This is a genomic window from Radiobacillus sp. PE A8.2 (assembly GCF_045635475.1).
Classification (GTDB): Bacteria; Bacillota; Bacilli; order Bacillales; family Amphibacillaceae; genus JBJGXI01.
The window spans coordinates 73300-86211 of the sequence record NZ_JBJGXI010000020.1 but is presented as its reverse complement, the minus strand read 5'-3'; the positions used below and the strand labels follow the sequence as shown (position 1 = coordinate 86211).

Annotated in this window: 14 protein-coding genes and 1 pseudogene; all 15 read left to right on the top strand. The window is 37.3% G+C overall.

Annotated features, from left to right (window positions below; all coding sequences use genetic code 11):
• Positions 1-119: 119 nt before the first annotated feature.
• Positions 120-272: pseudogene (locus ACI6MV_RS12335) on the top strand (helix-turn-helix domain-containing protein); the annotation flags it as partial.
• 33 nt (positions 273-305) lie between these two features.
• Entirely contained in the window at positions 306-635 is a 330-nt protein-coding gene (locus ACI6MV_RS12330; protein WP_407270609.1) for a hypothetical protein, read from the top strand.
• A 3-nt stretch (positions 636-638) separates the two neighbouring features.
• On the top strand, positions 639-2306 hold the full coding sequence (locus ACI6MV_RS12325) for a terminase large subunit domain-containing protein (protein ID WP_407270602.1): 1668 nt from the start codon (positions 639-641) through the stop codon (positions 2304-2306).
• A gap of 12 nt (positions 2307-2318) precedes the next feature.
• Entirely contained in the window at positions 2319-3449 is a 1131-nt protein-coding gene (locus ACI6MV_RS12320; protein WP_483880217.1) for a phage portal protein, read from the top strand.
• A gap of 23 nt (positions 3450-3472) precedes the next feature.
• Positions 3473-4198, top strand: a complete 726-nt coding sequence (locus tag ACI6MV_RS12315) for a head maturation protease, ClpP-related (protein ID WP_407270607.1) — start codon at positions 3473-3475, stop codon at positions 4196-4198.
• Positions 4199-4211: 13 nt separating this feature from the next.
• Positions 4212-5372, top strand: a complete 1161-nt coding sequence (locus tag ACI6MV_RS12310) for a phage major capsid protein (protein ID WP_407270601.1) — start codon at positions 4212-4214, stop codon at positions 5370-5372.
• Positions 5373-5430: 58 nt separating this feature from the next.
• A complete protein-coding gene (locus tag ACI6MV_RS12305; RefSeq protein WP_407270606.1) occupies positions 5431-5712 on the top strand; it encodes a phage gp6-like head-tail connector protein in 282 nt (93 codons plus the stop codon).
• Position 5713: 1 nt separating this feature from the next.
• The gene (locus ACI6MV_RS12300) at positions 5714-6088 is read left to right on the top strand and encodes a phage head-tail adapter protein (protein ID WP_407270600.1); all 375 of its coding nucleotides are present in this window, start codon (positions 5714-5716) and stop codon (positions 6086-6088) included.
• A gap of 32 nt (positions 6089-6120) precedes the next feature.
• A complete protein-coding gene (locus ACI6MV_RS12295; RefSeq protein WP_407270599.1) occupies positions 6121-6471 on the top strand; it encodes a hypothetical protein in 351 nt (116 codons plus the stop codon).
• Positions 6471-6854 carry a DUF3168 domain-containing protein gene (locus ACI6MV_RS12290; RefSeq protein WP_407270598.1) on the top strand — a complete coding sequence of 128 codons (384 nt, stop codon included), beginning with the start codon at positions 6471-6473 and terminating at the stop codon, positions 6852-6854. The genes ACI6MV_RS12295 and ACI6MV_RS12290 overlap by 1 nt, the downstream gene beginning before the upstream one ends.
• An 11-nt stretch (positions 6855-6865) precedes the next feature.
• Positions 6866-7510 carry a major tail protein gene (locus tag ACI6MV_RS12285; RefSeq protein WP_407270597.1) on the top strand — a complete coding sequence of 215 codons (645 nt, stop codon included), beginning with the start codon at positions 6866-6868 and terminating at the stop codon, positions 7508-7510.
• Between the two features lie 861 nt (positions 7511-8371).
• Positions 8372-8554 carry a hypothetical protein gene (locus ACI6MV_RS12280; RefSeq protein WP_407270605.1) on the top strand — a complete coding sequence of 61 codons (183 nt, stop codon included), beginning with the start codon at positions 8372-8374 and terminating at the stop codon, positions 8552-8554.
• Between the two features lie 41 nt (positions 8555-8595).
• The gene (gene gpG, locus ACI6MV_RS12275; RefSeq protein WP_407270596.1) at positions 8596-8958 is read left to right on the top strand and encodes a phage tail assembly chaperone G; all 363 of its coding nucleotides are present in this window, start codon (positions 8596-8598) and stop codon (positions 8956-8958) included.
• 38 nt (positions 8959-8996) lie between these two features.
• A complete protein-coding gene (gene gpGT, locus ACI6MV_RS12270; protein WP_407270595.1) occupies positions 8997-9143 on the top strand; it encodes a phage tail assembly chaperone GT in 147 nt (48 codons plus the stop codon).
• 15 nt (positions 9144-9158) lie between these two features.
• Entirely contained in the window at positions 9159-12533 is a 3375-nt protein-coding gene (locus ACI6MV_RS12265) for a phage tail tape measure protein (RefSeq protein WP_407270594.1), read from the top strand.
• Positions 12534-12912: the final 379 nt, after the last annotated feature.

The window sequence follows — 12912 nt, the reverse complement described above, 5'->3', positions numbered from 1 at the left end:
GCACCGGTAAGGGGGGAGTCAATTCTGCAGTTGTGGTGTGAATTGTTAGCCCCTCCCTCCCCGTAGGTCCGTGCAGAAAGGAGGTGATTAATTTGGATAAGCAAAAAGTTGGTTTTCGAATGAAGGAAAAACGGAAGTTAAAAAAGCTGACACAGGCTGATTTTGCTAAGGAAGCAGGCATATCGACGAATTACTATGCCAGTCTTGAACAAGGAAAAAATTCGCCTAGTTTGGAGCTACTGGATAGAATTGCAAAAGCATTGGATGTATCTGTACTTTATTTGTTAAACGACAGAATTGATGACATGGAGGGTAGGGTGGAGTCAGAGGCAGAACGGTTAAAGAGTCTCTTCAAAAGCATCCCCAAAAATCAGTTGAATGTTGCTGAAGGATTAATCACCCAAGCTGCACGACTGAGAATATTACTGGATGACAACTGGAAAGACATCTTAGAAAACGGGGAATATGAAAAGTTCTCGCAAAGTGAGAGCCAGGTACCCTATGATCGTAAACGACCAATCGTTGAAAATTATGACAATCGAGATAAAACCTATCAGACGATAATTAAACAATTAACCGATCTATTGCCACAACCAAAGAATGATGGGAAATCAAAATTATTAGGTCGGCGATAGCTTATGCTGCATAACAAGTATGTTGAAGATTATATAAAGAACTGGAAATGTGGCAAACTACTCCTTAACAAAAAAAGAATACAGCTAATTTGCTTAATCGAAAAACATATTTTACCTCGGGATGATATCTATTACTTCGATGAGGAACAAATTGAAAATTATATAGAGTTCAGTGAAACATGGTATTTCGAATTAGATGAATGGGAGAAATTTATAACCCCATTCATTTTTTTATTCCGTAAAGAAGATGATGAACCTGTATTTGATGAGTTCGTTATCAATATGGGACGTGGTGGAGGGAAGAATGGTTTCATCTCTACTCTTGCAAATTACTTTATTAGTCCTTTGCATGGAATTGACTACTATGACGTATCTATTGTTGCCAACTCCGAGAAACAGGCAAAGAGAAGTTTCTTAGAATGTTTTCGTGTCATTAATAAAAACGGTAACGAAGATCTATTAGAAGAATTTGAAGCATTTAAAAGTAGCATAACTGGTACAGATACTCAAAGTGTTTTCGAGTATAAAACTAGTAATGCCAGTTCACAGGATGGTGGGCGTGAAGGTGCTGTTATCTATGACGAGTATCACGAAATGGAAGATACGGATATTGTTGATGTGTTTTCTGGTGGCCTTGGTAAAGTTGATTGCGGTAGACAATTCTTCATTGGTACGAAAGGTTATGTACGAGAAGGATACTTCGATATCAAATATCGGGAATGCGAAGATGTACTTAATGGATTAATTGAGTTCTCTGGTGTTTTCCCATACATTTGCGAGTTAGATGATTTAGAAGAAATGGACAATCCTGAAAATTGGGCGAAAGCTAACCCAGCACTTCAGGAACCATTGAACAAACGAGGGAAACGATTATTAAACAAGGTTATGAAGGAATATAAGAAGCTAGCTTATAACCCTTCAGGGCGTGCAGCGTTTGTCACAAAGCGTATGAATTTTATAGAGGACAACATGGAAAATTCAGTTGCCTCTCGTGAAGAGATGATGGCCACCAACCGACCATTTTTCGAACTCGATACAAAACCAATCGGATCATTAGACTTTGGTAGTGTGCGAGATTTTTCTACGTGTGGCCTTCTGTTTAAAAAGGCTGATGAATATGCGTTTAAATCATTTACATTTGCCATTAAACATTTCTGCGATGTGAATTATGGATATTCAAATACCAATAACGATTTCGGTACCGAAAAGAAAGCACCTATAAAAAAGTGGGAAAAAGATGGATTGATGAAAGTTATAGATGAACCATCATTAAATCCAATGCATGTAGTTAACTGGTTTGTAGAAATGCGAGAGATATATGGTGTTGAGAAGATCATTGCCGATAATTACAAGTTGGATATATTAAGACCCTTGCTCGAGGCAGAAGGATTTGAAGTAGAAGGTATAAGAAGACCTTCAAGCATCCACCCACTGCTTGCTCCGCGTGTTGAAGACGGGTTTGCAAATCATAAGTTTATATTTGGTGACAATCCTCTAATGCGGTGGTTTACCAACAATGTGTATGTGAAAGAGACGCAAGCCGGAAAACAGTTTTTAAAGAAAGAAGAAGTGAAACGTAAAACAGATGGATTCCAGGCGTTTGTTCATGCTTTGTATCGAGCTACCGAGTTAGAAGAAGATGAATTCTACCTAGATGAGATTAGCTTTTAAGGAGGTGAGACATTGGGATGGCTAGACTTATTTAAGAAAAACAGTGAATTAGAACAGATGCATGACATTGATTTACTTGAGAGCACATCGGAAAGAATTCACATGAAGCAGTTGGCTATTCAAATTTGCGTAAATCTAATAGCTAGAACTATCAGTCAATCAGAGTTTCGAGTAAAATCTGGCAAGAAATTAATTAAGGGTGAACTTTATTATCGCTTAAATGTTCGTCCAAATAAGAATATGTCTGCAGCACAGTTTTGGCAAACCGTTATCTATAAAATGATTCACGATAACGAGTGTTTAATCATTAAGTCAGATAGTGATGATCTGTTAATAGCGGATGACTATTACAGGCAAGAATATGGATTAGTGGAAGATACATTTAAAAGTGTCACAATTAAAAATTTCACTTATCAAAGGACATTCATGATGAGCGATGTTATCTATCTGGAATACGACAACGAAAAATTAACTAATCTATTAAACTCTTTATATAGCGATTACGGCGAATTGTTTGGCAGACTGATAGAATATCAGAAATTAAAAAACCAAATACGCTCTACTGTTGATATGGAAAACGTCAATCCAAAAGATAAAGAAAATCAAAGTAAACTACAGCGGTTTATTGACAATATGTATGCTGCTGTAAAAAGTAAGACTTTTGCTATTATTCCTCAGCAAAAAGGTTTTAAGTATGAGGAACATTCTAAGACAAGTGGCTCTGGCCAAGCAATAGATGATATCAACAAAGTCACAAATGGTTATTTAGATCAAGTAGCTAAAGCGCTCGGCATCCCGCCATCATTGGTACATGGTGAAATGGCAGATGTCGAAAAGCATACCCGTAACTTTATGACTTTCTGTGTTGACTTCTTTCTCAAGAAAATAGGAGATGAATTTAACGGAAAGTTTTTTACAAAGCAAGAATATTTAAATGGCAATCGCATGGACATACGACGCGTTAAATATCGGGATATGTTTGATGTTGCTACTGCAGTAGACAAGCTAAGATCATCTGGTACGGCTAATGGCCATGAATTAAGAGATAAACTAGGGATGGAGGAATCTGATGATCCTATCCATGACAAATATGTTATTACGAAAAACTATTCTGAAACCGTTGAAGGAGGTGATAATAGGTGACAAAGGAATTAAAAGACCAAGTAATGAACATGATGACCAAGAAAACAGACATTCGTTTTGAAATTGACGCTGAAAAGAAAGAATACACACTGTACATTTATGGCCCGATAGGTAGAGGTTTCTTTATGAGTGAAAATAGTGCTAACAGTATTCGTCGAAAAATCCAGGATGCTGATGCTGAAAAAATTCATGTTCATATTAATTCACCAGGAGGAGATGCGTTTGAAGGTGTCGCTATAGGTAATATACTTAAAAACCACAAAGCGGAAATCATTTCTTATATTGATGGTATTGCTGCAAGTGCAGCTTCAGTAATCGCAGTGGCAGCAGACAAAGTTATTATGCCAGAAAATACAATGATGATGATACATCGAGCATCTACTTTTGAATACGGGAATGCTTCAGTGTTTGAAAAAACTGCTTCAGACTTAAGGAAAATAGACACATCTCTTGCAGCGTCATACAAGAAGCGTTTTGTTGGAGAACAATCTGAATTGGACCAACTGCTTGATGATGAAACTTTTTTAACTGCCGAAGAAGCTGTTGCTTTTGGTCTGGCTGATGTGGTAGGTGAAGAGATTGAAATTCAGGATCTCGAAGATCTAGATGATGAAGAGGAATACGAAAACTTCAAAGACAAGTTAGTTGCAAAGTATTCTAAGAAACAACAAAATAACGAACCACCAGAATTGGAGCCTACTCCTGCACCTAAGCAGAATATGAGTAAGCTTTTTTTAAATTTAAAATAAGAGGAGAATGACTATGCCAATCAAATTTAATAATTTTGAAGAGAAGAAACTGGCCTTTGCTAAGGCCTCACAGGAAGGTACTGAAGAAGAACAGTCAACAGCATTGAATGAAATGCTTGAAGCACTTGCTTATGATGTACAAGGTGATATTTTAGATCAAGTGCACACGCAATCTGCAGATAACGCTATTATGCAGTCACGTGGTCAAAACGTATTAACCAGTGAGGAAACTAAGTTCTTTAACGCTGTGGTAGAAGATGGCGGTTTTAAAGAGACTGAAACACTTCCTAAGACCACGCAAGAACGAGTATTTGAAGAACTAAAGAAAGAGCATCCACTATTGAGTAAATTGGGATTACAAAACTTAGGAGCTGTAAAGGAGTTTATTTATTCAGATCCAGAAGGCGCAGCGGTATGGGGACCTTTATTTGATAGTATCAAAGGGCAACTTAACGCAGCATTCCGTAAAGAGTCTATTACTCAATTAAAACTAACTGCCTTTATCCCACTGGCAAATGATATGTTGAAACTTGGTCCGGTTTGGGTGGAACGCTATGTTCGTACAATGATTAAAGAGGCTATGGCTGTAGGTTTGGAAAAAGGTTTTGTATCTGGTAACGGCAACAATATGCCAATTGGTTTATTATATGTAAAACAATCTGATGGCGCGGTTGTTCAAAAACAGTCTGTTAAAAAACTTACCTTTGAACCTGGTCGAACACTTATCAATGAAATGCGCGATGTGGTTAAGCTTCTTGCCAAAAAGGTAAAAGGTGACGGAACGGATGCGGATGAACCTAAGAAGGTAGCTGGTAAGGTTGTGATGGTCACCAATCCATTTAATACAATTGACATTCAGGCAAATGCTACGGTTCAAAACGCTAACGGTGCTTATGTAACTAACCTACCATTTAATCCGGATACAGAAGAATCTATTTTTGTTCCAGAAGGTAAAGTTCTCTTTTTCGTAGAAGGAGAGTATATCGCAGCGACAGGTGGTTCAGAGCCAATTAAGAAGTTTGATCAAACAATGGCCTTGGATGATGCAACATTATACCTTCAGAAACAATATGCAACTGGTAAGCCAAAAGATAAATATTCAGCTCAGGTGTACGATTTGGATATTTATGGAGCTACAACGACTACAACTACCAGCACAACGACTAGCGCGTAATGAGGTGATGTGATTGGATGTAATTACTCCAACAATTGTAGGAGAATTTAAAAAAAGAATGCATATAGCCCATAGCGGAGAGGACATCAATTTACAAAGATTGTTGTCCTTTTCTTATGCTTACGTGGAGAGTAAGTGTGGATCTTTTAATCTTGAAGGTAATACTTCACTAGATATTAGAGCAACTGAGCTAGTCATGGAACGCACTAGGTATGCTTATAATGATGCTGTTGAATATTTTGAAGATAACTTTTTAAGTGCAATTAATAGTTTGGGTATCGATATGCTTCCAGATGAAACGTCAACAACGACAACCACTACAACTTCAGGAGGTGGATAAGTTGAGAAAGTTTGAATATAAACCACCACGCGTCCATAGCGGTGAATTACGTACACCTATTACTTTTTATGAGTATGCACCTAACCAAGGACCTGAACCAGGCGAAACAGAGAAACAGACACTACATGAATGCATGGGGAAGATTACTGAAGTGTGGATGAAAGATGTCGAGTTAGCTAAGTCAAACGGAACTTTGTCCGACATTACAATTACCATACGAGATCCGTTAGATGATTACTTTGCAACAGACAAGCATTATATCTCTATCAATCATCCACAATATCGTAACAACCGATACAACGTAAAACACGTTCAACCGGATCCACAGAATAATAGGCTTATTAACATCATTGCGAAACTGGTAACATTAGTGTGAAAGTTAAAGGCCTTAGTAATTTGCTGTCTAAGTTGGAAAATAAGTTAGGTAAAGAAGCCATGCAACGAATTAGTGATAAGGCATTGATAAATGCAACTAACGAATTTGTAAAAGAACTTAAACAAGAGTTCGAAACATTTAAAGACACTGGGAAAAGTATTGAAGAAATCACTGTTAAAGGTCCATATTGGGAAAATGGTACACGCACAACGAAAGTACACTGGCGCGGCCCTCATGAACGATATCGTATCATCCACCTTAATGAGTGGGGAACCATCAATAATCCTAACCCAGACGGTAAAGGGGCAATTGCTAGATCTTTAAAAAATAGTGAGAAGGCATATCGTGATGCAGTACGGAAAGCATTGAAAGGTGGTCTGTGATGGATATACTATCAATTGTTTATAGTCACCTTATTGCTAATGAATTTATTAAATCAAAAGCATTCGAAAGGATTAAATATTATGAATATCCAGAGACTGGGGATGTAGATAATCCTTTCATTATCATTGATCCATTTGATGATGGTGAACCAATCGACTTTGCGGACAATACTTGGATCAAGATTGATTTTTTAATACAAGTTGAAGTATGGTCACGCAATCGATTAGAAACGTTAAATCTAGCAAATGCAATTCGCGATGTGATGTGGAATACAATCGGTTTTAAGCAACGAGCAGGACCAAATGAATATGCAGATGGTGTTTTCCGTGATGCGAGAAGGTATCGCGGTTCTTTGTATAGAGAAGATTTTAAAAATTTATAGGAGTGATAAATATGGCAGGAGAAGAAAAGAATTATAAAGCTTCCACGGGTGTTGACGAATTTTATTACGGAGAAGTTGGAGATACTTTAACGGCTACTGCAATCGAACGCGTTAAATTTCTACAAAATATTACCGTTAATATGCCGCAAGATGTTGTACGAGCTTATGGAGATAACGTAACAGCTGAAATGGCTGTATCTAGCGGTGATGTTAGTGTAACTTCTGGATTTCATAAGATTCCGATCGAAGATAAACAAAAGTTACTGGGATGGGAAACTGTTGAGGGATTAACTGCAGCCGGTAGCAATGATAACCCGCCATATGTAGCTTGTGTATTTGCTAAAACATATGAGGATGGATCAAAAGAATACGTTGGTTTACCTAAAGGTATTTTTACTAGACCGAACGTAAGTGGTAATTCAAAAGAAGGTGGAAATACGCAATTTTCAAGCGAAGAGATTACAGCACAATTTATGGATCGTGAAGTAGTTGGGTTTGCAAAAGGAAAGAAATCAGTCATCTTTGCTCGTGATGCTAAAGATTCAACAACCAACCGTGATGTGTTGTTCCAGAAGATATTTGGTTTAGCCCACCCTGAAACGACAACTACTACAACTACAAGTTCAAGCACAACAACAACTACTACAAGTGCGTAATAACGTATGAAGTATATTCTTTGCCAACCGGCTATCAAGCGTTTCGAGTGGGAATTAGAGGTATGCATAACAAGACTTCAATCACTTGGCATCCGAGATATTGTTCTGCTTTTTACGAAGCAGGATGAGCGGGTGCCTGTTTATTTAGAGGATAATTTTGGCGTGGAAACACATGTATATCACGATGAAAGACATGATAAATCCTACATTCCATCTGTAAAACCTTATTTATGGATGAATTACTTGGAAGAGAATTCATCAAGAGAAAACGACACATATTTTTATTTAGATAGTGATGTGCTTTTAAGAGAAATACCTAAAGTTAAACCAACTGAAAATAAATGGCTTGCATCTGCTTGCGAAAGTTATTTAAGCGTTGATTATATTGATAGCAAAGATAAAAGTTTGTTAGAAGATATGTGCAATGCCATAGATGTTGATCCTGCATTAATTAGAAAGAATAAACCTATAGGTGGCGCACAATGGGCCATTAAAAATCCAACATACGCATATTGGAAAAAGGTATATGAAGATTCCGTTACGCTCTATAAATTATTGAGTCAATCTAAAACGGATATACAAAAATGGACTGCAGAGATGTGGGCCCAACTTTGGAATATCTATCATTTTGATATAAATGTCATAGTACCTGAAGAAATGAATTTCTCTTGGCCAACGGATCCAGTTCAAAGCTATTATAATACAAAAATATTTCATAATGCTGGCGTGGTGAATGACCATCAAAATTTATTTTATAAAGGTAAATATGTAAATCAAACACCGTTTGAAGATGATACATCACATGTTAACCAGGATAAAGCATCTATCAAATACGTTGAAGCAATTAGGGAGGTACGACAATTGGCTAAAGCTAAATATGAAGTGATTGAAGGTTTTCACGATTTGGAAGAAGACAAAGATTATTTTGTTGGTGATCGGTTTCCAAAGCCGGCCAACAAGAAAGTCAATCAGGATAGATTGGACGAATTAGCTGCATCTGATAATAAAGCAGGAAGACCATTAATTAAAAAAGTTGAAGAGTAGGGATAAAACCTTGTTCTTTTTTTATTTAAGGAGGAATAAACGTGGCGAATTTAAAACGAAACATGCTAGAGCTTGTAAAAAATCCAGAGGGTGTGTTAAAAGGTGATGAACCTGAAATTGAAAAAGTATGGACCCCAGCTTTTATCCCCCTTAGAGTTGCAAGAAATGCCATTGAAGTTTGGAATCAGGTGGAGACTGATGCTGAGATGTCAGAGACGGATAAGTTTGATAAAATCGCCGATTTCGTGGCCAATGAAGTATTTGCAGGGAAAATCACCCCAAATGATATCTATAATCGCCTACACGCACCGGGCGGACAGGATGTATTAAAACAACAACTTATTTTTGTTGCGCAAGGTCAACAGTCTGATGAAACAAAAAACTTCTTGGCGAAGAGAGATTAACGGATGAGGATTTTTCTATCGCCAAACAAGCTGAGTATATGGATAAACTCATCCATAAATTAATGAAAAGTGGCAAGGATATCAATGACATTTTAGATATGCCAATCCATTACGTTGTCCAACTTATGCAAGATAAAAATAAACCGCGAGAAGAAAAGTCCCTCATTGCTGCTTTTGGTGGTTAGAAAGGAGGATGAAAGATGGCTGAAAGAATCGAAGGGTTGTCCATTGAGTTAGACCTAGAAACAATGAAGATTAATTCAGGCTTAAAAGATTTGAAATCACAGCTCACTGTTGTTAATAGTGAAATGAAAGCCAACATGTCTGCCTTTGACAAAAGTGATAAATCCATTGGTAAGTATGAAACACGACTGCAAGGCTTAAATAAAAAGCTAGACGTGCAAAAAGCCGTTACAGATAGCGCTAGAAAAAGCTATGAGAAAATGGTTAAAGAGCACGGAGAAGGTTCCAAAGAAGCAAATAAGGCTGCTAAAGAATACAACAACCAAGTTGCTTCTTTAAACAATTTAAGCCATTATGTTGGACGAGTCGAAGATGATCTTTCTAAGTTGAAAGAAGAGCAACGCATCTCTAATTCTAACTGGACCAAAATGGGTGACAAGTTAGACAGCGCAGGTAACAAAATGCAAGCCTTCGGCGACAAAGCAAAAAACGCTGGAAACGTTATGTCCACTACCGTTACTCCGGCTGTATTAGGCATTGGGGCTGCAGTTGGATTAGTAGCATCTAGTTACGAAGACTCTGCTGTAAGAATTCAGAATGCTTTGGGTCTCACCGCGGAAGAAACCAAAGAACTGACGGATATATCACGAAACATTTATAAAAATGGATTCGGAGAAAGTGCAGAGGAAATAGATAACGCGGTACTTCAAACGAAGCAAAATATAAGAGACCTAAACAATGAAGACCTTGAAAGAATTACGGAGAAAGCCTTTCTTTTAGCCGACACCTTTGACTCAGACGTAAACGAGGTCACACGAGCGGGAAACAATATCATGAAAGGCTTTGCTATTGAAGCAGATGAAGCCTTTGATTTAATGGCTAAAGGGGCACAAAACGGGCTTAACTTCAGCAATGAAATGTTTGATAACTTGAGTGAGTATTCAACTCTATTTGGTAGTATGGGATTCTCTGCTGAAGAGTACTTTGAATTACTGCAGAAAGGTACCAAAGCAGGTGTTTATAATCTTGATTACATTAACGATGTAATGAAAGAATTCCAGATTCGCGTGAAAGATGGTTCGGACGCAACTTCTGATGCAATGGACAACCTTTCTGGTTCCACACAAGAAGTTTGGAAAGAATTCCAAAAAGGCGATAAAACAGTTAAAGACGTTTCCAATGCCGTGCTGAAAGAATTGGAAGGTATGGATGACCAAGTGCTCGCTAATCAGATTGGCGTTGAGCTTTTTGGAACTAAATTCGAAGATTTAGAATCTGATGCGATGTATTCACTCGGAGGCATAGGAGAAGGCATTAAAGATGTAGACGGTACGATGGATGATATGACCAAGAATGCCGAGCAGTCTATCTCAAAACAGTGGAAATCAACTTGGCGGGAAGCTAAGGAAGTACTATTACCAGTTGGTGAGACATTACTCGATTTTACAAGAGAAGTATTGCCAGATATTAAAGATGGGATTGAGGGTGTCACAGATTGGTTTGAAGAACTTGATGACAAGGGAAAAAAGAACATCTTAATGTTTGGTGGAATTGTAGCTGCTGCTGGACCTGTATTATCCATAGTAGGTGGTCTTTCCACAGGTATTGGTGGACTTTTAAAAGTGACCGGTAGTTTAACCGGAGCTATCGGTAAAAAAGGTGCAACTGGTGGAGCGGGTAAAGCTTCTTTAATTGGAGGTTTAGGTGCCCTTACAGTAAGCAGCGGTCCCTTGGCTTTGGCGACTTTAGGCATCGCAGGATTAACTGCAGGTGGCATAGCTCTCCATAATCATATGAAGCAAGATGTTATTCCTCAGATTGATTTATTTGGAAAATCTGTTTCAAAAAATACAGAAAAAGCTGTTGGCAGCTTTGTGGATTTAAACGACGAAGCTACTACACAGTTAAATCAACTATCATGGAGTGGACAAGAAGTATCTGAGGAGATGGCCGAATCATTAACCGGTACGTTTGATCAAATGGGCAAACAGATTGTTGAGGGTTTAGAACAAAGAAAAGATGAGAGTTTAACAGCTATCCAGGAATTATTTACAGAAGCAATAGATATAAGCGAGGAAGAGCAAGCAGAAATTTTAGAAAATGTAACAGGTGGCTTTGAAGAAAGAATTGAGACCACCAAAAAGGGTCAGGAAAGAATAAAAGAAATTTTAGAAACTGCATCACAAGAAAACAGAAGTTTAACTCAATCCGAACAACAGGAAATTAATCAAATACAGAAAAAACAAAAAGAATTAGCAATAGAAACACTTACCGAAAATGAAAAAGAACAACAAACGATACTCACTAGAATGAAAGACCAGGCAGCTGACATAACTGCAAGACAAGCAGCTGATACAATTAAAAATTCCATTAAAGCTAAAGATGGCTCAGTAGCTGAAGCTGAAGAGACGTATTACAAACAAGTAAGTGCTATTGAAATGATGCGTGATGAAACCGGGGAGATTACCGCAGAACAAGCTAGAGAGTTGATAAAAAATGCGGAATACCAAAAGAATGAATCTATAAAAAAAGCAGAGGAAATGCACCAATCAGTAATTAATACAGCCAAAGAGCAAAACCCTAAATTGATTGAACAAGTTAATCTGACCACTGGGGAGATATTAACGAAGTGGGAAAGATTAGGTCTTGATGCTGGAATTGAGTTTGGAAAAATTTATATAAAAGGTAAAGATGTTTTCGATGATCTTAAAGGAATTTTCTCTGGATCAATCAAAATGCCTTCACCAACATTAGCATCTACTAGCGCGCTTATAAATACGGCTAAATGGGCTTGGGATGAAGTTAGATATATCTTCAGTCAAAAAATATCTATGTCGGCTCCTACAGTACGTACACCGTCTGTGCAATATAAACAAACGCCAAATTGGTGGGCAAAGGGAACGCCACCACAAGGACACCCAGGAGGACATGCTATACTAGGAGATGGCATAGGGGCTAACGCTGGAAGTGAACTGGTTAGCCTTCCAAACGGTAAAATGTTTTTTAGTGCTGATAAACCAACAATATATCCTGACCTACCACGAGGTACTCACGTAATGCCAGCTAAAGAAACTAAAACACTTTTCCAAAGTATTAAACATTATGCTGACGGAACTAATGGCTGGGGAAGTATCATGGAAACTCTTAATATTCGGACAGATTTTAATAAATTATTAGCACTACTAGGTAATCAAAGTGAAACAACTAGTGAACCGTCCAGATCTACATCGGTTAATTATACGAAAGATTTACTGGATGCAACTTTAAAACAAAATAAGATACTAGCACAGTTGTTGGCCAAAGATAATAGTATCTATTTAGATAGTAATCAAATAACACAGGCTGTTAATACAAACAATGCGGTTTCGAATATAGGAAATTTATTTGATTAGGGAGGTTGTACAAAATGTTTATAGTTTACGATAAAAATATGAATGTGAAAGAATTGAGTTTGATTTTAGATTTTATTACTATTAACCTTACAAATAAGGATTAGAAATTATTATCGAAAGGTTTTTAAAATGTCGCTCTAACTATACACTTAAAACCTTATGAATTTCTGTACAGGGTACAAATTAGCAACAGAATTGAATGGTTTATAAAATCTTGATTTTAAACTGCATCAATCGTTGATATAACAATATTTATCAAGGCTTTACTTGGAGAAAAACTCGGATAATTGTTGGATAATTATTATCCAACAATTATCCGTTTCATTATCCATTTCAGCTATTTATAAAATAAAAAAACCGTCTAGATTAGTCTAGATTA